The sequence below is a fragment of the Streptomyces sp. NPDC058665 genome (assembly GCF_042714995.1).
Taxonomy (GTDB): domain Bacteria; phylum Actinomycetota; class Actinomycetes; order Streptomycetales; family Streptomycetaceae; genus Streptomyces.
Genome location: NZ_JBHXRX010000029.1, coordinates 47,627 through 72,160, shown reverse-complemented (window position 1 = coordinate 72,160; position 24,534 = coordinate 47,627). Strand labels below are relative to the sequence as shown.

At 71.6% G+C, this 24,534-nt stretch carries 19 protein-coding genes; 8 read left to right on the top strand and 11 right to left on the bottom strand.

The window, feature by feature from the left end:
* Window positions 1–111: 111 nt before the first annotated feature.
* Window positions 112–672, top strand: a complete 561-nt coding sequence (locus tag ACFWV8_RS20530; protein WP_384203925.1) for a hypothetical protein — start codon at window positions 112–114, stop codon at window positions 670–672.
* A gap of 680 nt (window positions 673–1,352) precedes the next feature.
* Here ACFWV8_RS20530 and ACFWV8_RS20525 read toward each other — a convergent pair.
* Entirely contained in the window at window positions 1,353–4,334 is a 2,982-nt protein-coding gene (locus tag ACFWV8_RS20525; protein ID WP_384203922.1) for a helix-turn-helix transcriptional regulator, read from the bottom strand.
* A 438-nt stretch (window positions 4,335–4,772) separates the two neighbouring features.
* Here ACFWV8_RS20525 and ACFWV8_RS20520 point away from each other — a divergent pair, with 438 nt between their 5' ends.
* Complete coding sequence (locus ACFWV8_RS20520) at window positions 4,773–5,783, top strand: alpha/beta fold hydrolase (RefSeq protein ID WP_384203919.1); 1,011 nt, start codon at window positions 4,773–4,775, stop codon at window positions 5,781–5,783.
* Window positions 5,784–5,849: 66 nt separating this feature from the next.
* Here ACFWV8_RS20520 and ACFWV8_RS20515 read toward each other — a convergent pair whose 3' ends face one another.
* Both ACFWV8_RS20515 and ACFWV8_RS20510 read right to left on the bottom strand, forming a co-directional pair.
* Window positions 5,850–6,536: a response regulator gene (locus ACFWV8_RS20515; RefSeq protein WP_384203916.1), complete on the bottom strand. Its 687-nt coding sequence runs from the start codon at window positions 6,534–6,536 to the stop codon at window positions 5,850–5,852.
* Window positions 6,533–7,708, bottom strand: a complete 1,176-nt coding sequence (locus ACFWV8_RS20510) for a sensor histidine kinase (protein WP_384203913.1) — start codon at window positions 7,706–7,708, stop codon at window positions 6,533–6,535. The genes ACFWV8_RS20515 and ACFWV8_RS20510 overlap by 4 nt, the downstream gene beginning before the upstream one ends.
* A 168-nt stretch (window positions 7,709–7,876) precedes the next feature.
* Here ACFWV8_RS20510 and ACFWV8_RS20505 point away from each other — a divergent pair, with 168 nt between their 5' ends.
* From ACFWV8_RS20505 to ACFWV8_RS20490, 4 genes are all read left to right on the top strand, one after another.
* On the top strand, window positions 7,877–8,863 hold the full coding sequence (locus ACFWV8_RS20505; protein ID WP_384203911.1) for an ABC transporter ATP-binding protein: 987 nt from the start codon (window positions 7,877–7,879) through the stop codon (window positions 8,861–8,863).
* Complete coding sequence (locus ACFWV8_RS20500; RefSeq protein ID WP_384203908.1) at window positions 8,860–10,383, top strand: ABC transporter permease; 1,524 nt, start codon at window positions 8,860–8,862, stop codon at window positions 10,381–10,383. Before ACFWV8_RS20505 ends, ACFWV8_RS20500 begins: the two co-directional genes overlap by 4 nt.
* On the top strand, window positions 10,380–11,156 hold the full coding sequence (locus ACFWV8_RS20495) for an ABC transporter permease (RefSeq protein WP_384203905.1): 777 nt from the start codon (window positions 10,380–10,382) through the stop codon (window positions 11,154–11,156). Before ACFWV8_RS20500 ends, ACFWV8_RS20495 begins: the two co-directional genes overlap by 4 nt.
* A gap of 135 nt (window positions 11,157–11,291) precedes the next feature.
* On the top strand, window positions 11,292–11,657 hold the full coding sequence (locus ACFWV8_RS20490) for a PH domain-containing protein (protein WP_329384464.1): 366 nt from the start codon (window positions 11,292–11,294) through the stop codon (window positions 11,655–11,657).
* Window positions 11,658–11,683: 26 nt separating this feature from the next.
* Here the strand turns inward: ACFWV8_RS20490 and ACFWV8_RS20485 are convergent, their stop codons facing one another.
* The 7 genes from ACFWV8_RS20485 to ACFWV8_RS20455 all read right to left on the bottom strand — a co-directional run bounded on the left by ACFWV8_RS20485 (window position 11,684) and on the right by ACFWV8_RS20455 (window position 21,536).
* On the bottom strand, window positions 11,684–12,787 hold the full coding sequence (locus tag ACFWV8_RS20485; protein WP_384203902.1) for a hypothetical protein: 1,104 nt from the start codon (window positions 12,785–12,787) through the stop codon (window positions 11,684–11,686).
* Window positions 12,788–12,792: 5 nt separating this feature from the next.
* Window positions 12,793–15,285, bottom strand: a complete 2,493-nt coding sequence (locus ACFWV8_RS20480) for an Hsp70 family protein (protein ID WP_384203899.1) — start codon at window positions 15,283–15,285, stop codon at window positions 12,793–12,795.
* Entirely contained in the window at window positions 15,278–16,081 is an 804-nt protein-coding gene (locus ACFWV8_RS20475) for a hypothetical protein (RefSeq protein WP_384203896.1), read from the bottom strand. Before ACFWV8_RS20475 ends, ACFWV8_RS20480 begins: the two co-directional genes overlap by 8 nt.
* Entirely contained in the window at window positions 16,078–17,241 is a 1,164-nt protein-coding gene (locus ACFWV8_RS20470; protein WP_384203893.1) for a serine/threonine-protein kinase, read from the bottom strand. Before ACFWV8_RS20470 ends, ACFWV8_RS20475 begins: the two co-directional genes overlap by 4 nt.
* Window positions 17,238–18,125: an FHA domain-containing protein gene (locus ACFWV8_RS20465; protein WP_384203890.1), complete on the bottom strand. Its 888-nt coding sequence runs from the start codon at window positions 18,123–18,125 to the stop codon at window positions 17,238–17,240. Before ACFWV8_RS20465 ends, ACFWV8_RS20470 begins: the two co-directional genes overlap by 4 nt.
* A 32-nt stretch (window positions 18,126–18,157) precedes the next feature.
* A complete protein-coding gene (locus ACFWV8_RS20460; protein ID WP_384203888.1) occupies window positions 18,158–20,389 on the bottom strand; it encodes a septum formation family protein in 2,232 nt (743 codons plus the stop codon).
* Window positions 20,390–20,489: 100 nt separating this feature from the next.
* Window positions 20,490–21,536, bottom strand: coding sequence for a ferric reductase-like transmembrane domain-containing protein (locus ACFWV8_RS20455; RefSeq protein ID WP_384203885.1), 1,047 nt, complete (start codon window positions 21,534–21,536; stop codon window positions 20,490–20,492).
* 204 nt (window positions 21,537–21,740) lie between these two features.
* On the opposite strand from ACFWV8_RS20455, the gene ACFWV8_RS20450 reads away from it, so the two are divergent.
* Both ACFWV8_RS20450 and ACFWV8_RS20445 read left to right on the top strand, forming a co-directional pair.
* Window positions 21,741–22,433 (top strand): hypothetical protein, encoded by a 693-nt coding sequence (locus ACFWV8_RS20450; protein ID WP_384203882.1) that lies wholly within the window; start codon window positions 21,741–21,743, stop codon window positions 22,431–22,433.
* 189 nt (window positions 22,434–22,622) lie between these two features.
* Window positions 22,623–23,240, top strand: a complete 618-nt coding sequence (locus tag ACFWV8_RS20445; RefSeq protein WP_384204004.1) for a sigma-70 family RNA polymerase sigma factor — start codon at window positions 22,623–22,625, stop codon at window positions 23,238–23,240.
* Window positions 23,241–23,258: 18 nt separating this feature from the next.
* Here ACFWV8_RS20445 and ACFWV8_RS20440 read toward each other — a convergent pair whose 3' ends face one another.
* A complete protein-coding gene (locus ACFWV8_RS20440) occupies window positions 23,259–24,524 on the bottom strand; it encodes an MFS transporter (RefSeq protein ID WP_384203879.1) in 1,266 nt (421 codons plus the stop codon).
* Window positions 24,525–24,534 lie beyond the last annotated feature (10 nt).

The following is a 24,534-nucleotide window of genomic DNA, read 5'->3' as shown; positions in this document are numbered from 1 at the left end:
GGCGTACCCGGATAGGCGGGCGGCGCGGGCGCACGTACTTTGCTGGCGATCCCCCCATGTACGGGGCCCGCGCGACGGGTCCAGGTCACACCCCCCACAAGGAGATATGTCATGCTCTCGTCACTCCGAAGAATCGCTGGGGCATCCGCCGTAACGGCCGCCCTTCTCTTCGCGCTCCCCATGTCGGCCAACGCCGTCGAGAACAGTGACACCGCCCGTCCCGCCGCCGTGACACAGGCCGCCCAGGCCTCCGTCGCCGACTCCACCCCCTCCCCCCGCTTCGAGACGGGCGACGTCTCGAACCTCCCGCCGGTGAGCGCCGCCAAGCGGGACGTCCGGGTACCGGCGTGGAGCTACCACATCACCTCGTCCTGCAGCGGCCGCGAAGGCGCGATACGCCAGGGCGCCAACTACTGGGGCAGCGCCACCGAAACGGCCTCCAGCGGCACCCCGGTCTCCTGCGTCGGCGGCTACATCCAGGGCTGCGGCGGCGGCAACGTCGTGGGCTGCAACTGGGGCGCGGGCCAGCGCATCGAACTCTCCACCCTGGTAGGCGACTTCGCCCTCCTGGCGGCCCACGAGTTCGGCCACAACTGGTACGGCCACTCGGGCACCGGCTGCGCCAGCTGGGCAAGCCAAGCGGACGTCATGCGCACCACGATGTGCAGCTGACCACCAAGCTGCCAAGGAGCGGGCCGACCACCGAATACGGTCGGCCCGCTCCTCGTTGCCCACCCGCTGGGCGGCACCGGGGCTGCGTTGACGCCGGCCCACCGCCCGCTGTGCGACCGACCCGCCCCGCTGCCCGCCGAACCCCAACAGACCAGCCCACCGGGGCCGTTCGGCCCTGGGCCCCGTACCGACAGGGACACCGCGGCGTTCGCGCCGACCAACGGGCCGCTGGCCCGACCGCCCGCCCCGCAGCTGGCTCGCCTGACCGCCAGGCCCCAACAGACCCGCCCACCCCGGCCGCTCGACCCTCGCCCCCGCACCCACAGGGATGCTCCCGGCGGCCGGCCCGCCCCGGCCGTTCGGCCCTGGGCCCCGTACCGACAGGGACACCGCGGAGTTCACGCCGACCCACCGGCCGTTGACCCGACCGACCCGCCCCCGGCTGGCTCGTCTGACCGCCAGGCCCCAACGCACCCATACCTCCGCACATTCAGACGACCCCGACCCCAACCGGCCAGCTCGCCCCGGCCCCGCCCCCAGCCGTCGCACCCCAACAGACCCGCCAGCCACGGCCGCTCGGCACCCGACCCCGTACCGACAGGGGACGCCCTGGCGGCCGGCCCGCCCCAGGCGCTCGGCGTGCTCGGCTTTGGCGTCCGGTCGTGGCCGGCCGCAGCGGCTCAAACGCCGTCGTCGCCCCGCCCCGCGCCTTCGCGGGCCCGTGAGACCTCGTGGGTCAAGCCCTGCCGGCTCGCGATGCCGAGCTTGCGCATCGCTCGGGCCACATGCTGTTCCACCGTGCGCGGGGAGAGATACAGGGTGGCCGCGATCTCGCGGTTCGTGAGGCCGGTGGCCGCCAGTTCCGCGACCTCACCCTCGCGTGGGGACATGCGCTCCGCGTAACCCGGCCGACCGGGAGGCCGGCGCGGCGCGGCAGGGCGGTACGCGCGGAGCGTCGCCCGTACGCGCGCCGCGTCCCAGACCGCTCCGAGGGCGGTCAACTCCCCAACGCAGCCCGTGAGTTCCCCGACGGCCTCGTCCACCTCCTCCCCACCGAGCAGGAGCCCGCAACGGCCCGCGCCCTCCGCCATGAGCGCACGCGCGTACGGGTGCGGCAGCCCGGCGTACGCCGCACCCGCCTCGCGGAAACGCGCCCGCGCCTCCGCCGGCTCGCCGTCCGCCTCCGCCAGCACCGCCCCGCACCAGAGGAGGGCCGCAGTCGCCGACGGGGCATCTCGTCCCGTCAGACCGGCCGCGAACTCCGCCACCACCCGCCGCGCCGACTCCCGCCGCCCCACGCGGGAATGGGCCTCCACCACCCAGGGAGCCAGTTCGGCCGCCCATACCCAGACACCCTTCCTGCCGAGCCACGCCCAGGCGGATGTCGCGGCTTCGGCGGCGGACTCCACCTCCTGCCGGGCCAGCAGGAGCCGGATATGTGCGCCCGCCGCAGTCGCCGCCACCGGGGCCTCGCAGGTCTCGTACGACGTGTCCGGCGGGTCGCCCGGCGGGAGCCAGTCCCGTACCGCCGCCCAGTCCCCCTTCGCCAGCGCCAGCAGGGCCAGCACCACCCGGGCATCGCTCGCGCTGCCGTCCTCGGCCACCAGGCCCGTGCACCGTTCCGCCAACCCCTCCCAACGCCCGGTCAGCCAGTCCCGGAACAGCGCCGTCCCCCGTCCCACCCGCTCCAGGAACGGCGCCCCGCTCCGCGCCGCCAGTTCGATGCCCTCCGTCAGCAGCTCGTCCGCCCGGCGGTGGTGGCCCAGATACACAGCGCCGCTCGCCGTGTTGCACAGGCCCCGCGCCACCTGCTGACGGGCGGCACGGTCCCTGCTGTCACGGGGCAGCCGTTCAACCAGCCGCCAGGCTTCCGGGTCGCCCGTGTTCATCAGCACGATCGCCCGGCAGGCGGCGGTCGCCGTCCGCGCCGCGCGGTCCCCCGACACCTCGGCCGCCGCCTCCGCCCGCTCCAGCCAGGCCACGTTCTCCGCCAGGGAGGCGCCGGGGAAGAACGGGTTCGCCAGCGCCGCCATCGCCAGCGCGGCAAGAGCCGGCCGCCCTGCCTCCGTCAACTCCTCGGCCGCCCCGCGCAGTTCCCCCCGCCCCTCCTCGAAGCGTCTCTTGCGGTTGTGGAGGAGCAGGCCCAGTTCGAGCCGTATCTCGCCCCGGTCGGCAGCGGGCAGCGCCGCGTCCTCGACTATCCCGCGCAGGACCCGTGCCGTCCCGTCCGACCGACGCCCCAGTACCGCACCACGGGCCAGCGTCAGCGCCAGCCGCCCCCGCTTCTCCGGCGGAAGGCCGCCCACCTCCAGCGCCTCTTCCAGCAGCGTCACCGCCGCCTCGTCGTCGTTCACCAGATGCTCCGCGGCCCGCAGCCAGTCCTCCGTCCGGCCCCCGCCACGCCAGTGGCGAGCGATACGGGCCCACGGCACCGGCTCCCGCGCCGCCAGCATCGCCGCGGCCCGGTCGTGCAGCCGCTCCCGCACCGGGCCGGGCAACTCCCCGTACACCGCCGACGCCGCCAGCGGTACGGCGAACCCGTACCGCCCCTCGCTCGTCTCCCACAGCGCCGAGCCCTCCAGCGCCGCGATCAGCGCCGCCCGGCCGGCCTCCCCGCCGAAGCCCGCCACCGCCGCCAGGTCCCCGGCGCCCGCCGGCTCGTCCAGCACCGCAGCCGCCCAGACGACCGGGCGGTACGGCTCCGGCAGCGCGGCGGTCCTGTCCAGCACCAACTCCGCCAGCCGGACCGGCACTCCGACCTCGTCCACGTCCCTGGCGGTGAAGCACTCCCGCCCGGTCCGCCCCGCGTCGCGGTCCCGGTCGGCGGCTGCGTCCCGCAGCATCCGCAACAGGTCCACGAGAACCTGCGGCACCCCGCCGGAACGCTGCCGCAGCCGCGCCACGAACTCCTGCGGACACCGCCGAGCCCCCAGCAACTCCCCCGCCACACCCCGCACCCGCCGCTCGTCCAACGGCTCCAGGCGCCACCGCACGGCCGACAGCCGCGCCGGATAATCAACCGCCGCCCCCAACGGCAGCCCGGCTCGGGGCAGTTGTGCTGGCCGGTAGGTCAGCACCGCCGCGAAGGGGGTCGGCGGCTCCCTCAGCAGACCACGCAGCAGGGCCAGACAGTCGTCGTCCGCGTGGTGGAGGTCCTCTGCGACCAGGAGAACGGGACGAGTTGAGGCAAGCAGCGTCTCCAGGGCCTGGTACGCGGTGATCCGCACCCCGATCGCAGCCGCGTCCGGCGCCGGCGCCTGTTCCGACCCCTCGCACGACTCGCGAGCCTCGTTCGCAGGCGACCGCACCCCGTCCACAACTCCCTGCTCGGCTCCGGCTACGGCTCCGCCCGAACCCGCACCGGTACCCGTGACACCCGGCCGTCTCCCAGACACCACCGAGCTGCCGGCGCGCGGCTCCGGACCGAGCGGATCGGCGACCACGAAGCCGCCCGACGCCTGAAAGGTCACCACCAGCCGCGCCGCCGCCCGCGCCTGCGGCAACTCCAGCAGACGGTGCACCAGTCTGCTCTTCCCCATACCGGCGTCGCCCTCGACCAGCACCAGCGTCGGCTCCCGCCCGGCACCGCCCCCCGCACCGGCACCACCGCAAGCACCGGGCAGCGCGGACATCAATCGCCGCTCCCACGCTTGTTCGTGCAAGGCCCACTCCTCACGGTCATCACGCACTGGTCGCCGAACCGGCCCGTCCGTGGACGGAATCGCGGACAACCTCCCTCCGGTCTTCGCTACCTATCACGCACCGACATGCACAGAACAGACAGCACCCGGCCAGCCCCGCCTACCGCAATCCCCCCTCGAACGACCACCCGCCACGGCCGGCCAACGGTGGGGCACCCGGCCGCATGACGCAGATGTGCGCGAATTTCTGGAACTCGTACGGGCGAATCCCGTTCCACTTTCTGCCCAAGACTCGTCCCCAGATGATTTCGTGGCGAGTTCTGGTCGTTGGTAGGAGCAGTGAAGCGGAAATGCTCCTGCTCGCTCGCGTCCGGATCCGGTGTGTCGCCACTGCGGGACGTGCAGAGCCACTTGCCGGACGGCGCCCCCCACCTCAGTCCTTGGAGCCACCCTGTGCCCGTGCCCACCGACGCGATCACCAGCTCACGCACCCCCCTCCCCGACGCCGCCCTCACCTTCCCGCCCCAGCCCACCGACGGAGGGACGGACGGCGGGGCAGACAACGCCGGTCAGCACACGGAGACGGAGACCGTCGAACACGAACTGACCTTCGGCGGGTTCCGCTACACCTGCCGCATCGCCCGCCAGGGCCGCCTCGACACCGAACCCATCGTCATCCTGGGCGGGTCCTCCCAGGACCGCCACTCGTGGCAACGCCACGAGAAGTGGCTCACCCCCCTCAGCTCCGTCATCACCGTCGACCTGCCCGGCTATGGGACCGCCGACTTCCTGCCCGCGAAGTACGGCGTCGACTTCCTCGCCGCCGCGGTACGCCATGTCGTCGACGAACTCCGCATCCCCCGCCTCAATCTGGTGGCCGCCTGCTACGGCGGAGCCATCGGCGTCCGGTTCGCCCAGCACTACCCTCACCTCCTCGAACGGTTGATGCTCGTCGGAATGACCACCGTCATTCCCGCCGACTACGCGATGGCCATGGAGCGTTGGGACGGCATGATCCGGCGTGGTGAGACGGAGCCCATCGCCCGTGAGCTCGCCGACCGGTTCATGTCGCCTCCCGGCACCGGTCATGTGCGCAAGAAGGCCGCCGTCGCCCGACTCGTCTACCAGCAGATCGCGGCGCAGAACCCCGAACAGTTGCGTATGTCCGCGGAGCACAACTCCCGGCTGATGCGCCACGAGTGGTATCGCCCGGAGCCGACCCCTGCCATCCCCAGCCTGGTCGTCACGGGTGAGCACGACACCCTGACCACACCCGCCATGGGCCGCACGATGGCCGCCTGCCTGCCGTCGGCCCGGTTCATGACCATCGAGGAGACGGACCACCTCGCCCCGGTGGAACGCATCGCCGACTTCGCGGACCTCATGGCTCGCTTCTGCACCGACCGCCCGTTGGAGGGCCTGCCCTACGCCACCGAGCCGGAGGTATTCGGCGCCCCCCAGCCGGCCTGACCGGCCAAAGGTCCGGCTCCACCACGCCCCGTCCGCTTCCCGGCCCGCTCCTTCCACCCATGTCCCTCACCCCTCCTGTCCGCCGACACCCGGCACGATCAGGCCCGATTCGTACGCCGCGACCACCGCCTGCGTGCGATCACGCAGGCCGAGCTTGTTGAGCACACGGCTCACGTGCGACTTGACCGTCTCCTCGCTGACGATCAGCCGGGCCGCGATCTCCGGGTTGGACAGGCCCTCGGCGATCAGCCGCAGCACATCCGTCTCGCGCGGGGTGAGCGCGTCGAGCCGCGGAGCGGGGGCCGCGGCCGGCTTTCGGCGCTGCCGAGCGAACTCACCGATGAGACGACGGGTGATCGCCGGCGCGAGCAGCGCGTCCCCCGCGGCGACCACCCGCACCGCGTCGAACAGCCGCTCAGCGGCGACGTCCTTGAGGAGGAAGCCGCTCGCGCCCGCGCCCAGGGCGTCGTAGACGTGCTCGTCCAGGTCGAAGGTGGTCAGGATGATGATGCGTGGCCCCGCACCTTCCCCTGCCTCGGCCACGACTCGCTCGGTCGCCTCGATGCCGTCCATGACCGGCATCCTGACGTCCATGAGCACGACGTCGGGGCGCTGTTCGCGGCAGACCCGTACCCCCTCGGCCCCGTCGCAGGCGGTGCCGGACACCGTGAAGTCGCTCTGTGTGGTGAGCAGTCCGGCGAAGCCGGCCCGCACCAGCTCGTGATCGTCCACGATGACGATGCGCGTACTCATCGGACTGCCTCCGGCACCGGTAGCGGCAGCCTCGCCTCCACCAGGAAGCCCCCACCGGGTGCCGCGCCCGCGCGAAGCTCGCCCCCGACCGCGGCGACCCGCTCGCGCATGCCCAGCAGCCCGTGCCCCGGGGACCGGCCGCCCGCTCCCGGCGCCGGTCCCGGCCCGTTGTCCCTGATACGCACTTCGAGCACCTCCGGGTGGTAGCGCAGTTCGACGTCGACGGCTGCCCCCGGAGCATGCCGACGGGCGTTGGTGAGGGCTTCCTGGACTATGCGGTACGTGGTGAGCTCGATGCCCGGGTCGAGCGTCGCCACCGGCCCACTGACGATCAGCCGCGTGGCGGCGCCGGTCGCCTCACGCGCGTCGTCCAGCAATTCGTTGAGCTGCGTGAGCCCCGGCTGCGGTCTTCGGGTGACGGGCGGGGTGCCCGCGTCCTCACGGAGCACGCCGAGCAGCCGGCGCATCTCCGTCAGCGCGGCGCGCGCCGTGTCACCGATGTCCAGCAACCGCTTCGCCCCGGCCTCGGGCATGCCGGCCGTCGTCAGCCGGGCGGTCTCCGCCTGCACGGAAATCATCGAGATGTGGTGCGCGACCACGTCATGCAACTCGCGTGCGATGCGTGCTCGTTCGCCACGCGCCACATGTTCGTGGAGCGTGTCGGCCATGGCCCTCTCGGTGGCATCGCGCGCCACCTCCTCGGCGCGCGACCGACGGCCTGTCGCGTCCGCGACGGCCGCCGCCGCGAGCACTGCCGTCACCACCCCGTACACCCGTATCCCGTTGATCTGCGGGCCCGCGAGCGCGGTCGCGACGTAGGGGAGCACCAGCAGCACGGCGAGCCGGCGGGAGCCGCGACCGCCGAGCCAGTGCAGGGCGAGCAGCTGCGCGACAAGCCCGGCGACGGTCAGCACATGGAAACTCACGAGCGACACGACACTCGCGGCCGTGAGGCAGAGTGTGGACGCGGTAGCCAGCTTCGTGCGCAGCAGGCCGACCGGTGTCGTGGTGCTGATCGCGAGCGTGAGCGCGAACGAGAGATCGGTGTCGATACTTCCCCCGCGCACCGCGGTTTCTCCGCACGCGAGCAGCGCGAGCACCGCCCCGACCGCCGCCTGCCGGTCGGGCGAGTCGGCGATTCGCTTCGCCACGCGCTTGATTTCTTCGCTCACGTCCACCATTGTCCCGGCGCCGAGACCAGTTGGCGTCCCCCTGACCAGCCCTCTTGGCATCCCCCACACGAGCGATAACGACGGCGGTTCCTCCCCCGTGCCAGGGGTGCCGAAGTGCGCTCTCTCGCGTGACGACCCGGGGCACCCTCGCTCCCTAGCCTTTCGAGCATGCAGGCAACCATCGAAATTCAGGGGCTGCGAAAGCAGTTCGGGCAGACGGTCGCGGTTGACGATCTGTCCTTCATCGTGCGACCGGGTCAGGTCACCGGCTTCGTCGGGCCCAACGGCGCGGGCAAGTCCACGACCATGCGTATGCTCCTGGGCCTCGACGCGCCCGATTCCGGGCAGGCGTTGATCGGCGGCCAGCGGTACGCGACGCTGCGTCGGCCGCTGACCGAGGTGGGGGCGCTGCTGGACGCTGGGGCCGTGCACCCGAGCCGGCGCGGCCGCGACCATCTGCTGTGGCTCGCGCACTCGCACGGTTTCGCGGCCTCGCGCGTCGACGAGCTGCTGGAGCGGGTGGGCCTCGCGTCTGTGGGCCGGCGCCGGGCGGGGAACTACTCGCTGGGCATGCGGCAGCGGCTGGGGATAGCGGCCGCGCTGCTCGGCGATCCGCCGGTGCTGGTGCTGGACGAGCCGGTCAACGGTCTTGATCCGGAGGGGATCCGGTGGATCCGTGGCTTTCTGCGCGGGCTGGCGCGCGAGGGACGCGCGGTGCTGGTGTCGAGTCATCTGATGAGTGAGCTGGAGGACTCCGCCGACCATCTCGTGGTCGTCGGGCGGGGCCGGCTCATCGCCGACACCTCCGTCGCCGAGCTGCTGGCCGCCGCCTCGGGCGAACGGGTCTCGTTGCGTACGTCCGCGCGCACGGAAGCCATGAGGGTGCTGGCCCGCGAAGGGGCGACGGTCACGGCGGACGGGCCGCGGTCGCTCACCGTCAGCGGCCTGCCTGCGGAGCGGATCGTCGCACTGCTGACCACGGGCGGGGTGCCGTTCTCGGAGATCGGAGCCCACCGGGCCACGCTGGAGGAGGCGTATATGGAACTGACCCGTGACGCGGCCGAGTTCCGCACGGTCGAGGCGGGCGCGGACACGGCGTCCGGCCCCGCACCGGCCACGGCGGCGGCGAATGAGGCGGAGGGGACGCGCTCATGACCACTCCCCCCACTGTCACCCCCTACCGCTCCGAACTCCCGCCCGCGCGTGACGGGTTCCCCCAGTTGCTGCACGCCGAGTGGACCAAGCTGCGCACCGTGCGCCGGTGGAGCTTGACGCTGCTCGCCTGCGTGGTGATCACGGTTCTGGTCTCGCTGCTCTCGGCCTACAGCGGCAGCAGCGATGTCTCCGGAGACCGCACTCCACCCCCCGTAGGGCCGCACGGAGGCGTCGTGTCCGACAGCTTCCCCTTCGTCCACCGGCCGTTGACCGGCGACGGCAGTATCACCGCCCGGGTCTCTCCGCTCACCGGCCGGGAGGAGCGACCGGCCGAGCCCTGGGCCAAGGCCGGAGTGGTGATCAAGGAGAGTACGAAGGCGGGATCCCCCTACGCGGCGGTCATGATCACGCCGGGGCACGGGGTCCGGCTCCAGTCGGGCTTCACCCATGACACCGCCGGTGGCACCGTCGCCCGTGACCGGCCGCACTGGCTGCGGCTGACCCGCTCGGGCGAGGAGTTCACCGCGTACGAGTCGGCCGACGGCTCGTCGTGGGAGAAGGTCGGCACGACGCGAGTGAATGGGCTGCCGGAGACCGCCCAGGCAGGTCTTTTCGTGGCCACCCCCGAAGAGACCATGGTGCAGAGGCAGTTCGGCTCCAACTCGGTCGGAGGGCGTCCCGCGCGGGTCACCGCAGCCTTCGACCACGTGACGGTGGACGGCGGACAGGGCGCCTGGCGCCAGGACACCGTCGGGGGCGGCGCCGGCGGAGGCCTCAGGGGACCACAGGACAGTTCCACGGAGAAGTCCGGCACCTGGACGCTGACGGGCTCGGGCAACGTGGCGCCCTACACACCGGATGTCGACATCACCCAGCAGTCCCTCGCGGGAGCACAGATAGGGCTGATTCCGCTGGTGGCCTTGGGCGTGCTGTTCATCACCGCCGAGTACCGGCGCGGCATGATCCTGACGACACTGACGGCAAGTCCGCGCCGGGGCAGGGTGCTGGTCGCGAAGGCCGTCGTCCTGGCCGGTGTCTCCTTCGTGGCCGGTCTTGTCGCAGCCATGCTGTCGTTCCTGCTCAGCGAGCCCGAGTTGCGCGACCGTATGCCCAATCCCCTCTTCCATCCCGATGTGGCCCTCACCGACACACCCGTGCTGCGCGCGGTTGTCGGCACCGCCGTCCTGCTGGCCGCCGTCGCCGTGCTGGCCCTGGCACTGGGCGCGATCCTGCGGAACACAGCCGTGGCCGTGACGTTGATCGTGGTCGCGCTCGTCCTGCCGCTCGTCCTTCTCTCGGGGCTGCCGATCGGCACCGCGCACTGGGTGATGAAGCTGACCCCGCTCGCCGGCTTCGCGGTGCAGCGGACGCTGCCCCAGTACGAGCACGTTGACGCGGTCTGCCTCCCCGAGAACGGCTGCTATCCGCAAGGCCCCTGGGCAGGGCTCTCGATGCTGTGCCTGTGGGCGGTCGCGCTCCTCGCGGTGGCGGTCTGGCGACTGGGCAGGAGGGACGCATGAGGGGCGCACTCCGCGCGGAGTGGACGAAACTCCGTACGGTGCCGAGCACATGGTGGCTGCTGTCCGCCGTGTCCGCGCTGACATGGGCGCTGGGTGCGGTGGCCACCGGGGCCGTGTCGGCGGACCAGTGTCCGTCGCCGCAGGAGTGCCACGAGGACACCGTCAAGCTCAGCCTTACCGGCATCTGGCTCGGCCAGGCAGCCGTGGCCGCGTTCGGGGTGCTGGCGATGAGCAGCGAGTACGGGACGGGGACCATCCAGGCCACGCTGGCAGCCGTACCGGGCCGAGGTCGTGTTCTCGCCGCAAAGGCGGCGGTCGTCACCGGTGCGGCACTGGCGGCGGGGATGCTCGCCGTCCTCGGGTCCCTGCTCGCCGGCCGGTTCATCCTGTCCGGCAACGGCTTCAGCTCGGCGTCGCTCTCCTTCTTTGAGGGACCGGTCCTGCGTGCCGCCGTGGGCACGGTTCTCTACTTGGGCCTGATAGCGCTGCTCTCGCTGGGCGTGGCTACGGTTGTCCGGGACACGGCCGGTGCGATCACGACGGTGCTCGGGTTGCTCTACGCGCTGCCCGCCCTGGTCGAGTTGGTGGGCGACGAGAAGTGGCAGGAGCGAATACGTGAGTGGGCCCCCGCCTCGGCGGGGCTGGCCGTTCAGGCCACCAAGAACCTGGACAGCGTGCCGATCGGCCCCTGGTCCGGCCTCGCGGTTCTGGGGGCGTGGGCGGGAGCGGGGCTGCTGGCGGGGGCCGCAGTGTTCAAACTCCGCGACGCGTGAATCCGCAGTGGACACCGACGGCCCCAGCTACAGCTCTGCTACGGCTCCGCTACGGGTCTACGGCGGGCTTCCCAACCCCGGCCCCCACAGCCCTACAGTACGAAGATCGTGCAAGCTGGATGAATCGGGGAATTCATGGCGCTTTTCGGGAACGCACACACCATCAATCCGGCCTCCGCCCAGCAGGACTACGCGCGGCTGCTGGGACAGGGTGAACAGGTGCATGCCGCCTACCAGTTGATCCGGGACAGCATCCTCTTCACCGACCGGAGGCTGATCCTCGTCGACAAGCAGGGGATAACCGGGAAGAAGACCGAGTACCACTCCATTCCGTACCGGAGCATCACGCACTTCGCCGTGGAGACGGCCGGCACCTTCGATCTCGACGCCGAGCTGAAGATCTGGCTCTCCGGTGCCTCGCTGCCGATCCAGAAGACCTTCACCAAGGGTGTCGACATCTACGAAGTGCAGGCCATCCTCACGCAGTTCGTCGCACGGTAGTAAGCGGCCGAGGGCGGGCGGCTCCGTCAGCGGGCGGCAGGTGGCTCCTTCGGGGTGATCAGCAGCGTCACGGTGCGGTTCCGGGGCGCGTTCGCCTCCGTCGCCGGGAAGGGGCCCCGCCGCTGGTCGGCGCTGACCAGCCGGAAATCCGTCAGCCGCAGGTCGCTGTCCTCCGCCAGATACCACGCCGCGACCCGGGCGCGTTCCAGCGCGACCACGGAGCCACCGCTCGGCGCCCCGCCGGGCACGGCGACCGAGTGGCCCACCACGGTGGTCTCCACCCCGGCCACCGCCCCCTCCCCGGACCCGGACTCCAGGTCGGCCAGCCTGCGGCCGATCTCCGTCAGGGCCGTGGCGCCCTCCCGGCTGATCACGGTGTCGTACGGGAACACCCCCGTACTGAAGACCAGTTGGATGTCGTCGGCGTGCCGCCGGAGCTCGACGCCCGGCATCACGAGGCTCTTCGCGACCTCGTCGAGCGTGCTGTGGCGGCGCTCCGCGTCCGCCTTGCTGTCGGATTCGAGTGAGGCCAGGCGCTCCTTGAGCTCGTCGGCGCGTTGCGACTCGGCCCGCAGCCGCTCCGACCCGGTGTCCGCCTCGGTCACCGATCCCGAGGCACGGCCGCCGTTGTCGTCGCCGTTCGAGACCAGCCGGACGGCGCCGCCGACCAGCGCGACTCCCGCCACCGTGGCGGCCAGGGCTCCGGCGATCACCGCGACCCGGCCGGTGTGGACGACCGGGCGGGCGTGCCGGCGGCCCGCGGTGATCTTGGCGAGCGTACGGCGGCCCGCGGCGGCGTCCGGATCGTCGGGCGCGAGCGCCTCCACCCGGGTCCAGCACGCGTCCGCCTCGGGCAGCTCACCGAGTTGGGCGTGCACCTTCGCCCGCAGGTTGAGGGCGGCCACCACGGTCGCCCGCTCAACTCCGGACACACCGCCGGACGCACCGCCCGAATCACCCCCGGAGCCGGGCTTCGCGAAGCTGACCCGCGCCGTGTCCAGGTGGCCGCCCGTGTCCAGTTCGTCCAGCAGCCGGGCGGCCTGGCCGAGGTCGCCCGCGCGCGCCGCCGAGTGCGCCCGGTTCACGGTCAGTTGAAGGCTCATGGCCCGTGCCCGCACCGAATCGGTCATCTCGCTCACGCCCTGCCCAGCCAGACGACCTTGTCCTGCTCATCCTTCGGAAGCAGCCGGTACAGCCGCTGGTTCACCGCGTCCAGGCCCTGCCGGTCGTTCGCCGCGATGGCCCGGTGCCCTTCCTGGATGAGCGGCCCGGCCTGCCCGGAAGCCCGCAGCATCTCCTGAAGGGTGTAGAAGAGCTTCACGGACCAGTCGGGGCTTCGCCGCTCCAGTTCGAACAGCAGCGACCCCGTCCGGTCGATGAGCCCGCGAACCGCCACCGAGTCCTGCGCGTTGATCGCCTCCTCCGCGCGGCTCTGGATCGCGGCCAGCTCCTGCCGGTCGGCCGTCTCGCCGTGCTGACGCACGAGTTCCTCGGCCTCGGCGAGCGCCGACCGCAGGTCCCGTACGAGACCGGGCAGCCCCACCGCGTCCGCGATGTCGTCCAACTCCGCCTGGAGATCGCGCAGTCGCTCCTCCGCCGTGGCCGCGGCGCCGTTGTCCACGGCCGACGCGTCCACCTGGTCGCGGGCGGTGCCGACGGACCGCTCCTCGTCCAGCTTCCGCAGCCGGCGCTCCGCGTCGGCCGAGCCCGCGTCCGCCACGTATCCGCGCAGCGTCGCCAGCCGTCCCTCCGCCTCGTCCAGGATGTCGCGCAGTTCCTCGGGCTCCTTGGCCCGGATGTCGTCCAGGTTGATCTCGGCCTCGAACTGCGCCTGCACCAGCGGCACATCGGCGACCACCGTGACCATGCTGGACGCGTCGACCTCGACGGTCACCTCGACCTCGCTGCCCGCCGGCAGGTCGATCCGGATGTCACGCGGCCGGATCTCCAGCATGCCCACGCCACGGTTACGGTCGGCCCGGCTGCGTTCGCCCTGGATGACCGGGATCCGGATCGTCGCGTCGCCCTCGGAGCGGCTCAGGGCCGCCGACGTACGGAACACCTCACGCACGGACGTCGGCAGAGTCGCGCCCTTGCGCAGCATCGGCGCGAAGACCTGCTCGGCGAGCTGGATGCCCAGCGAGTGCGCGAGCCGTACGCCGCCGAACTCCACGTCCCCGTGAGTGATCGACAGGGTGTTGGAGGCGAGTTCGCACCGGGTCCCCGACGGGTCGGTCAGCTCGACGGAGAACTTCGACGTCGTGTGCGGGGTGAGGACCACCTCGGTGATGAAGACGCCCTCCGCGTTCAGCGAGATGGCGCCGGAGTGGAACGGCGGCTGGCCGTCCGGGTTGTTCACGGTCACCGTGTAGCCCGTGAAGTCCGGCCCCGCTCCCGACTCCGCCCCCGACGAGCCGCGCACGCGCCCGCCGACGGTGGGCTGGAGGTTGGTGACGCTGGGCTCGTACGACAGCTCGACGGCGAACTGCCCGGCCGGGACCGGCGCCTTCGACCGCGGGATCCGGACCGTGCTGGCGAAGATCGCCGCGCCACGGGCGACGACCGTCGTCGGGTCGAGGCTGACGTCGAGTTCGATGCCGAGGCCGTGGCGCGGGTCGGCCAGCCGTTCGCGCAGTCCGGGAGAGAGCGTGACACCGCCGACGAGCAGCAGACGGTCGATGTCGTCAGGACCGAGGGCCGCTTCGGCGATGGCGTCACGGCACAGGTTGATGGCCCGGACGTAGAACGGCTCGGCGATCGCGTCGAGTTCGCCGCGTGTCAGCGTGTGTTCGAGGGTGAGGGGGTTCCCGTCGGCGTCGTTGAGGTCGATCAGCATCTCGACCTGGTCCTGCCGGGAAAGATGGATCTTCGCGTCCTCGGCCGCGCGCTTGAGCTTCGCGAAGTTCCTGCGCCACTGCGGGTTGTCCCTGCGCATGTCCGCCAGGCCGAGTTCGGCGGCGGCGGCGGGCACCAGCAGCCGCTCGATCAGCGCCCAGTCGATCAGTTTTCCGCCGAGGAACGGGTCCCCGGCGTGGTTGAGCACCCGCAGGTCGCCGTCGCGCTTGCTGACGAGAGCGGCGTCGAAGGTGCCGCCGCCGAAGTCGAACACCATCCAGTACGCGCGGTCGGTCGCGTCCTGGAAGCCGTACGCGAAGGCCGCTGCCGTCGGCTCCTGAACCAGCGGGCACGCGGAGGTGAATCCGGCCAGCTCGGCGGCCTCGATGGTCGCCTTGTTCTGGTTCAGCGCGAAGGCGGCGGGGACGGTGATCACCGCCGACTCGGGCGGGGTGCCGGTGTGGTGCGCGGCGTCCGCGCGCAGCGACCGCAGGACCTCGGCGGACAGCTGCGGCGGGCTGAGGGAGGCACCGGCCGTGGCGAAGGTCTTCCGCGAGTCGGCGAGGCCCATCTCCAGCTTGAACTCGGCCGTGGCGTTGGCCGGATCGTGCTCCACGCGGTCCCGCGCCTGGCGGCCGACGTGGACCCTGCCCTCCTTGGGGATCCACACCGCCGAGGGGGTGATGTCCCAGCCGTCGTTGTTCTTGATGACGGACACATTGCCGCCCTCGACGACGGCGATGGCGCTGTTGGTCGTACCCAGGTCGATACCGAAGTCGACGGTGTCACGCATGATCGGTCCTCTCGTGGTCCGAGCTGGACGGTGCTTCTGAGGCACGGGCAGGGGCGGATGTGGGGGCGGATACGGAAGGAGCAGTCGCGGGGACGGAGTCCTCGGGCGCCGGCACGGCGTCGGCAGGTTCAGGCGCGGGCCCCGGCGCCGACTCGGACACCGGCTCCGCCTCGGGTACGGGATCGGGTACGGGATCGGGCGCGGGCGCGGGCGCGGGCGCGGGCGGAGAGCCGACGATCACCTGGCCCATCTGGATACGGCGGCCGTTGAGATAGATCGTCGGCCTGATCGTCTCCAGGACCGTCTCGGCCGTCAGCGAGGGATCTTCCTCGAAGGTCAGCGCCTCCAAGGACAGCCCGGCGTGGAACGCGTCGCCCTCGTGTTCCTGTACGAGCAGACCGGCCTCGTCCAGCGCCTCGCGGCACGACCGCAGATAGCGGCTGGTCTGCCGCGAGCGCGAAGTCGCCGCCTCGCCCTGGCGGTTGAGCCTGCGCTGGGCGCGCCACAGATTCGTCGCGGCGTCGGCGAGCGCCTTCGCGTCCAGGGATTGCTCCTCGGCCGGACCGGCCGACTCGCCCGCGGTTACGGAACCGGCGCCGCCCTCCGAGACGCCCCCCGAGTCGGCCCCCGTATCCGCAGCCGTATCCACGGCCGCGGCCGACGCCGCCACCGACGCGAGCAACCGTTCCAGCTCCTCGCGCGACGGTTCGTCCCAGGGCAGCGGCGCGATACGGAAAGCCCGGTGGTGCCGGCGCTGCGCGAGGTCCGCCCTGAGCCGGGAGAGCCGCCCGCTCACATCATCACCCCCCGGCGCCACAGCGTGAGCTTGGACAGATAGCGGTCACGCAGGTATGGCGACAAGTTGACGGCCTCCTCCATGAGGTCGGCGGCGCGGTCGAGTTCCCCCGGCGAGCGGGCCAGTGCGAGTGCTTCTTCGGCCAGCCGCCGGGCACGTTCCGTGGGCGGCCTGTTGGGACGTTTGGTGGTGGCTTTGGGCGGCGGCCCGGTGGTCGAAGATGTCTCGCCGCCACCGGAGTTGGGGCCCGTCGCCCCCTCCCCCTTCCCGCGTCGCGCCGCCTCCGCCGCCTCGGCCGCCGCGCCGGCCATGGACTCCGCGCGCTCGCGCAGCGCGTCCGCGAGGAACTGGGCAGTGGCCGGCCGGTTCTGCGGATCGATCTCCAGGGTGGCGAGCACGATGCGGTCCAGGTCCGCGTCGACCTCGTCGTTGTAACTGCTCGGCGGCAGCAGCGACCGGTTGAACCGCCCGAAGGAGAACGACGAGAACTCCTCCCCGCCCCCGTGGAACGGAAAGCGGTTGGTCAGCAGCAGATACGCGATCACGCCGACCGACCACACGTCGCTGGCGCACGAATAGCCCTGGTTACGCATCACTTCGGGTGCCATGAAGGCGTACGTCCCCTGGGCACTGGCCAGATGAGTGAACGGATCGGCGCGCTTGGCCAGCCCGAAGTCGCTCACCCGCACGCGCATGCCCGAACCGTCGTAGCCGATCAGTACGTTGGCCAGAGTCACGTCCCGGTGCACGATCGGCGGGTCCTGGGCGTGCGCGACGGCGAGACCGCTCGCGATCTGGGTCATCACCTCGGCGACGAGATCCCTCGGGACCATCGACTTGTGTGCCGCGGCGAGGCGTTCAAGGCTGCCGCCCGCGACGTACTCCATTGTGAAGAAGCCCCGCAGTCCCTCGCGGGTGCGCACGGTGTTGGCGTCGAAGAGCCGGACGATGTTGGGGTGCCCGAGAGTCGACAGCAGCCGGGCCTCGTCCAGCATCCGCCGCGTCTCCTCCAGGGACGCGACCCGCTTGAACAGCTTCATCGCCTGCCAGCCGAGATACTCGTGGCGCACCCGGTGGACCTCGGCAAACGCCCCCTCACCCAAAGGGCGGTCGATCACGAGGGTGTCGCTGACCCTGTCACCACTGACGAGGAGTGTCATGCGGGGTCCGCCTTCCGACCGCCCGAGCCCGAACCGGGGCCGGAGCCCGAACCACGCCCACCAGACCCGGAGCCCGAGCCCGACCCGGCCCCGGAGCCCGAACCATCCCCGCCCGCGAGCACGTTGAGCCGGTACCCGATCCCCGTCACCGTCTCCAGAATCTTCGGATTCGACGGATCCGCCTCGATACAGCGCCGTACCGCCCGTACGACACCCGCGATGTCGGCCCTGCTGTACGACCGGTGCGGCGCCCACTCCTCGTTCGAGCCCCACAACGCCGTGATCAGCTCGGCGTGTTCACACGCGACGGCCGCGCCGCTCGTGCTGCGCCCCGCCATGTACCGCAGCAACTGATGCCCCTGCGGCCGCAGTCCGGTGATCAGCGTCTCCTCGCCGTCCTCGTTGCGGTACGCCCTCGCGGCGACCCAGTCGTACCGCAGGCACGGCCCCGTGTGGCGTACGTCCGAAGGCGAACCGAACGGCGCAGGCCGGGTGGTGTGCGGGTCCAGGAAGGTCAACTCCCAGTACACCGGCTCCCCTTCGGGATCCATGTCGCCCAGGATCAGCACCGTGTCCCCGTGCTGTATGCGCTTGCGCGCCTGGAGCCGCTCTATGGTGTCGCCGTGTCTCAGCAGCGTCCCGTTGACGCTCGCGTTGTCCGTCACCGACCACATGCCGTCGGCGAAGTCGAGGGTGCAGTGCAGCCGTCCGACCCAGCGCTGCGGATCGGGCCCGAGCCCGACGTCGGGGGCCCGCTCGGGCACCGCGCGCCCGACGGTGACCGACACGCCGCTCAGCTCGAAGACGGTCTGCGTGCCCTCCGGTGAACTCACCCGCAGAGCAGCCCCCTTGACCCCCACCACCCGTCTCTCCTCCATGGTCATCATCGGTAGTCTCCGGTCGGACGGGCGTGTCGTCACAGCCCGCCGCCCCAGAGGTTGTCACCCACGTAGGACACGGCGCACATCGCGTAGATCTGGGTGCTCAGACCGCTCCACCAGTCCTGGGCGGGATAGACGACGTGCAGCCGCATGGTGCTCGACACGCCTTTCGTCAGATCCTCGCACGCTGCCTCGGCCCGTGCGTAGACAGCTTCGTTGCCCGGCCACGGGGGGCGGTCGTCGACCTCGTACAGAACGGGATATCCCACGATCTCGGCCCAGTGGGACTCCTCGCAGGGCACGATGGGGAGATCGACCGACTCGGCGGAGAGATCCTTCTTGGACTTGACGCACGACCCCACCGGCGCGTTGTCCCGGACGAACTGGCTGAACGTGTCCATGAGCGCCGGTGCCTCCGTCACCCCCGCGTTCAGCGGTACCCGGTCCTCCTCCGTCATGGCCCCGTTGTCCGCCCGGTGCACCACACACGTCGTGTATTCGGCGCCCAGTTGGGATCTGACCGCCATTCCCCAGGCCTCCTTGCCGGGCACCGTGTGCGTCACCGCCAGTCCCGCCCCCTCCGTGCCGAGCCGGGCCAGCACGAGTTCGCACCGGAAGCGGGAGAGCGCCACCGCCTGGTCCGCTCCCGGGTACTTGCGCGTCAGATACGTGGAGTCCCTGCCGAGCAGCGGCTGGTAGGCCACCACCTCACCCCAGTGGGCGTCGTCGCACGGGACCGTATCCACCTCGCGTGCGCCTACCTCCCAGTCCGACTCCCGCTCTATGCACCCGCCCACCGGATCGTTCTCCTCGGCGTCGGCCGCCGACAGGACGAACGTGCCGGTCCCCGGCCGGGCTCCGCTGTCGCCGCTGTCGTCGTTGTCGAACACCCCCGTGAGCGCTCGCGCGAGGAGGATCAGCAGTACGACGGCCATGACCAGGGCGAACACCTTCCGGCTACGGCCGGGGGTGCCCGGGGTGCCGTAACTGCCCGAGCCGCTCCTTCTGTACGAGCCCGGCCAGTTGCGGAGATCGTCCATCATGCGGTCGATTTCCTCAGTGCCCGCGCCGCCCGCCAACTGGCGTTTGACGTTGAGCAGAAGGCTTCTGGCGAGGCTGATGCGGCCGGCCGCGACCAGTTGGTCGACCTGCGTCCTGATCTGGTTGAAGGTCTCCATCATGTTGCGCAGACCGTCGCGGTTCGTCCTGATGGTCTGCTGGGTGACCGGGTCCGTCGCCAACTCACCCGCCGTACGGAACCATTTGGACGCCTTCAGATTCGCCCCCGGGCCGAGCGCGTCCGTGGCGGCGGTGGCGCAGTTGTTGAGCAGGACCGCGACGTCGTTGCGGGCGGTCGAGGTGCGGCGGTGCCTGGCGTGGGGGACCAGGGCCTCCAGCTGTTTCAGCGCGGGCAGGGCGTGTTCGTACACCTGTGCCGCGGCGCCGTCCCAGTCCCCCCCTTCCAACTGGGACGACGCCCGTTTCGCGGTCGCACGGAGCGACTCGTAGTGAGGCGCGGCGGCCTCTTCCAGCTGGTCCTCGACCAGGCTGGAGGGTACGAGTGGCCAGCCGTGCGCCAGTTTGGTGAGCAGCAGGCGGTCGGCGGTGTTCGGCGCCGTCGACGCGAGCTCGATCAGTGGTTTGACCAGGGTGGCCGGCAGGGCGTCGCGGAGCGTGTCGATCACGGAGTCGTCGAGCTGCCGGTCGTCGAGGACGGCGATACGGTGCCGCACGTGGTCCCAGAAGACTGCGCGGCGCAGCACCTGGCCCCACAACCGCGAGGCGTCGGTCCACAGTTGGGTCGCCTCGGAGTCGCCCCACCCCGCGGACAGGTCGTCGACCGTCAGGTCGAGCGCCGCGCTGTGCGCGCGTACGGCGGCGTCGTGGTCGGTGTGCAGCGACTTGGGGCACTGGCAGGTGGGACCCTGCCCGCTCCCATTCCCGCTTCCGCTCCCGTTCACCGCTCCTTCGGCGTCCCAGAGCCAGAACAGCTCGTCGACCAGCCGGCGGCGCGGGTCGCCGAGTATCCGGTCGAAGGCGCCGCGGACGTCGTCGAGACCGACGGGGAGCGAGTGCCCGAGGTCGACGTCGGCGCCGAGTTCGAGCGCGGGCGTGATGCGCTGTTGCCGCTGTCGTACCGTCCGCCGGTCCGCGTAGGTGGGCAGCCCGGTGATACGGAAAGCGTTCCGCCGGTACATCTGCGGGCCTGCCGCCTCCAGCAGCCCCGCTGTCGTCTCGTCGATCACAGCACGCTCCGAATCGACCATGTCGAGGGTGGTTGTCCCTCTGGAAAGTATGGCGACCCCGGCTGCCGTGCTCCATGGCAACTGAATGGAATTCACATGGGCAACGCCCGCTGTGGCACGCTCAGTCGTCGTGTACGTGCGTGGACGAGGTGTCCTCCGGCGGCACCGTACGCCCGCCGTCGCGTCCCGAGGCGATCACCGCGACGAGTACGCCGATGATGGCCACGGCCGCCACACGACCCGTCAGCCGCAGGGTCCAGCCGGTCTTCGACCCGCGGTGCGCGCTCGGCGACGCGAGGCGTTCGGAGCGGCGGGCGGGGCGGAGGAGACGGAGCAGGAAGAGTGCGGCGATGGGGAGTTGGAGGAGCCATACGGTGTTGCGGAAGGCTCCGTCGTACCAGACGTTCGTGCCGTACAGCAGCGTGTGCCACACACTCAGGACGTAGACGACGAGCACGAAGCGGTGCAGGATCCGCCAGGTCTTCGGGCCGATGCGGTGGCGTACGTAGAAGAGCAGGCCGAGCGGGATCGCGAGATAGAGGGCCGCCTGGCCGATCGGCATGGCCCAGACGCCGGTGCCGGAGTTGTAGCCGCCGGGGATGAACGTCTCCAGGACGGCCCTGCCCAGGCGCGAGGGCCAGGAGTCGGTGTCCTGGTAGACCAACTCGGCGGCGAACAGCAGCGCGTGGGCGACGATGAGCGCGATCGTGTTGAGGCTGGTGGTGCGGTGCAGACGCTCCAGGCGGGGGCCGGAGAGCGGCAGACGGGCCGGGCGCGGGCCGGAGAGGAGCAGGCCGATGATGACGGTGCCCCAGGCCCAGAGGAGCGCGGCCCAGCCGAACGCCTGGCTGAGGTAGTACATCCAGAACTCGCTCGTGTCCGCCATGAACGGCATGACCGTCAGGGTGGACGATGCCTCCGACTCGATCCGTACGTAGAGGATGACGAAGACGGCGGCCGTCACCAGGAGGGCGACCGTGCCGTCGAGCCAGCTCGCCCGGAGGTCCGAGCGGAGGGTGACCCGGGGCGTGGTGGCGGCGGGGGCGGTGGCGGCGGGCGAGGCCGGGGTCGTCGTCTCTGCGTCGGGCGCGCCGGGCGTCGCGGGCGCGGGGGAGGCTTGGGGCGCGTCCTTCGCGTCGGGCGTCGCGGGCTCTGGGGGCGGATTCATCGGGCGGTCTCCGGTTCCGTCATCTGCCGTCGTACGGATTGGTGCACGGTCGTACAGTTGGAGGTGTCGGTGAACCGGGCCGAGAAGTTCCCGAGCACTTCATGTGAGCTGGATCACACCAACTCCTTGTCCGCGCAAAGCGCCTGAACATCCGATGTATACCCATCAGGTGGCCTTTCGCGACAGCCGTGTCACGCTGGCACCATGACGGCCATGGGAGCCGGACCCGCACTCCGCCTCGCGCGCACCGCAGTCTTCGCCGCCGTGTGCGTCCTGGTGTCCGGGCTCGGCCACGCCCTGTCGTCCGGTGGCCCGCTGCCACCGCGCGTGCTCGCCCTCGCCTTCCTGCCGGTGTGCGGCGCGGGCTGGCTGCTGTCCGGGAAGGAACGCGGCGGCGCCGTGATCGTCGGCGCGAGTGCCGCCGGCCAGTTGCTGCTGCACGCGGTGTTCAGCGGTCTGCATCCCGGTCCGCGCGGCGACCACGCCGGACATGGCAGCCATAAGGACGGCGGGACGGCCGGGGGCGGCGGCGAGCTGTCGCACGATGCCTTCGGTGAACTCCTCAGTCTGAACGGGCTGACCGGGCTGCTCGACAGCTCCGGCCTCACCTCGGGCATGCTCGGCGCGCACCTGCTCGCCGGCCTCGTCTGCGGCCTGTGGCTGTGGCGCGGCGACCGCGCCTTCGTACAACTGGTGGGCGTTCTTGAGCTGTTCGTGTACGACGTCCGCGACGTGTACGAGCGGCTCCGCTTCGCCCACGCGGTACTCAGCGGCGGGCGGCCGGCGGATCAGCCGTTGCTCGCGGCCCCCGTCGCATACCAGCCGGTCCGGCCACCGGCCCAACTCCCGGCCCTGCACGTCGTGTCGCGGCGCGGGCCGCCACTCCTCGCGTTCTGAGCGTTTCTCCGCTCTCCACCTTCACCGCTCTGACTCCACGGGCCGCCCACACGGCCCGGACGCGAAGGACTTCCCGTGATACCTGCTGCCCTGCGCACACCTGTGCCCGGACACATCACCCCCAGACCGGTCACTCCCAGACCGGTCGCCCCCGGACGCACAACACCCGGACTCACAACGTCCAAACACATACCCCCCACCCGCATACATCCGACGACCGGCAGAAGCGCACGCGCCGACGATTCCGAGATCACGGCGTGGGCCCTGGCCGCCGGTCTCGGTGACCGGCGGGCGGCCGAACTCTTCGTACGGGCCACGTATGACGACGTACGCCGCTTCGTCGCGCACCTCAGCGCCGACGTGCGCGGAGCGGACGACCTCACGCAGGAGACGTATCTGCGGGCGCTGGCGAGCCTCGCGCGGTTCGCGGGGCGGTCCTGCGCGCGTGTGTGGCTGCTGGCCATCGCGCGCCGGGTGGTCGTCGACCGGTACCGGCGGGCGGCCGTACGGCCCCGGATCGCCGACACCACGGACTGGGTGACCGTCGCGGACCGGGCTCAGCCACGGCATCTGCCGGGTTTCGAGGAGTCGGTGGCGCTCGCGGACGCCCTGGGCACGATGGAGCCGGGGCGGCGGCAGGCGTTCGTACTGACCCGGCTCGTCGGGCTCTCGTACGCGGAGGCCGCAGACGCCCTGGGCTGCCCCGTCGGGACGATACGGTCCCGCGTCGCCCGCGCCCGGCGGGATCTCGCGGAGGTGTGGCAGCCGGAGGGCGGGGACGCGGCGGTCACGGCCGTCCCCGTGTGACCCGGCCGTAGCCGCACATCAGCGCGGGGGGCGAGCATCGGCGAGCTCGCCGCCCGCGCGGCGGCGCGCGGTCCCGGCCACGTACATCACCAACAGCGCGGGCAGCAGCACCGCCTGCGCGGCGACGACCAGCCAGAACACCGGTACGGCCGAGGCCCGTTCGGCCGCCCCGTACAGTTGCCCGCCGACCACGGCCGCCGCGAACGCCCCGAGGCCCGCCGCCAGCCGCTGTCTGCCGAAGACGGTCGCGGACGGGGCGGTCGACCGGTCGAGCGCCTCCAGGTCGTTCTTCAGGAAGAGGACGATCTCGCCGAGGCAGAGCAGTACCGCGCCGGCCGCGATCCCCGCCCGGCCGCCGAGCGCGAGCACCGCCATTCCGGCCGCCATAGCGCCGAAGCCCACCCGCAGCGCCGCCGCGTACGGCAACGCCGCGAGCCGGCGGGCGAAGAGCGGCTGGGCGACGACGAGGAGGATCGCGTAGCCCATGAGGACGGTTCCGTAGAAGGCGGTGGAGGTGCGGGGCACGGCGTAGAGGGCGAGGTAGTGCTGGAAGAACATGAAGATGTAGACGGCGAGCACGGTGAACGCGAACGGGGGAAGGGTGAACGCGGGTGTAGTGAGGAGGAGTTGACGCCCGGAGGCCCCGGCGGTGTCCTCGCCCGTCCCCGCCTCGTCCGCGACCGCCTGGTCCGCCACCGACGGCAGCAGCGCGTGCCCCACCCCCACCAGCGCGAACAGCACGGCGACCGAAGTGAACAGCCCCGCCGGCGACGTCAGTACGAAGGGGGCGGCGGCCGGGGGCCCCAGCGCGATACCCGCGTTGAAGGCCGAACCGCTCGCCGCGAGCAACCCCGGCCGCCGCTCCTGCCCACAACCCGCCACCAGATAAGCCTTGTTGGCGGGCAGGTAGAGCGCGGCGCCGCACGACACCAGGAACAGCGCGCCCACCGCGACGACCGGCCGGGTCAGCCCCGGTACGAAGGCGGCGAAGCCCGCCGTACGTACGGCGAGTGCCACCAGCATCGTGGCCCGCAGTCCGATCCGGGCCGCCAGCGCCGCCCCGACGACACCGCCGGAGAACTGCACCAGCGACGCGACCGCCAGGACCGCGCCCACCACCCCGAGTCCGAGCCCGAAGCGGTCGTGGAGGAGTACCGACATGTACGGGAGTACGGCGAAGCTCCCGAGCGTGATGAGGAACGAGGCGCCGAGGAGGAAGAGTTGAGCCCACGTCAGGGCGCTGCCCAGGCCAAGCCGCCCCCTCACCTCCCCTTGCCCAGTCATCTCCCCTCGT

Bases quoted from the DNA above. Each gene is read 5' to 3' on its own strand.
- ACFWV8_RS20530 (WP_384203925.1), top strand. From the start codon at position 112: ATGCTCTCGTCACTCCGAAGAATCGCTGGGGCATCCGCCGTAACGGCC.
- ACFWV8_RS20515 (WP_384203916.1), bottom strand. From the start codon at position 6,536: ATGAGTACGCGCATCGTCATCGTGGACGATCACGAGCTGGTGCGGGCC.
- ACFWV8_RS20505 (WP_384203911.1), top strand. From the start codon at position 7,877: ATGCAGGCAACCATCGAAATTCAGGGGCTGCGAAAGCAGTTCGGGCAG.
- ACFWV8_RS20500 (WP_384203908.1), top strand. From the start codon at position 8,860: ATGACCACTCCCCCCACTGTCACCCCCTACCGCTCCGAACTCCCGCCC.
- ACFWV8_RS20495 (WP_384203905.1), top strand. From the start codon at position 10,380: ATGAGGGGCGCACTCCGCGCGGAGTGGACGAAACTCCGTACGGTGCCG.
- ACFWV8_RS20490 (WP_329384464.1), top strand. From the start codon at position 11,292: ATGGCGCTTTTCGGGAACGCACACACCATCAATCCGGCCTCCGCCCAG.
- ACFWV8_RS20485 (WP_384203902.1), bottom strand. From the start codon at position 12,787: ATGACCGATTCGGTGCGGGCACGGGCCATGAGCCTTCAACTGACCGTG.
- ACFWV8_RS20480 (WP_384203899.1), bottom strand. From the start codon at position 15,285: ATGCGTGACACCGTCGACTTCGGTATCGACCTGGGTACGACCAACAGC.
- ACFWV8_RS20470 (WP_384203893.1), bottom strand. From the start codon at position 17,241: ATGACACTCCTCGTCAGTGGTGACAGGGTCAGCGACACCCTCGTGATC.
- ACFWV8_RS20465 (WP_384203890.1), bottom strand. From the start codon at position 18,125: ATGACCATGGAGGAGAGACGGGTGGTGGGGGTCAAGGGGGCTGCTCTG.
- ACFWV8_RS20460 (WP_384203888.1), bottom strand. From the start codon at position 20,389: ATGGTCGATTCGGAGCGTGCTGTGATCGACGAGACGACAGCGGGGCTG.
- ACFWV8_RS20455 (WP_384203885.1), bottom strand. From the start codon at position 21,536: ATGAATCCGCCCCCAGAGCCCGCGACGCCCGACGCGAAGGACGCGCCC.
- ACFWV8_RS20450 (WP_384203882.1), top strand. From the start codon at position 21,741: ATGACGGCCATGGGAGCCGGACCCGCACTCCGCCTCGCGCGCACCGCA.
- ACFWV8_RS20440 (WP_384203879.1), bottom strand. From the start codon at position 24,524: ATGACTGGGCAAGGGGAGGTGAGGGGGCGGCTTGGCCTGGGCAGCGCC.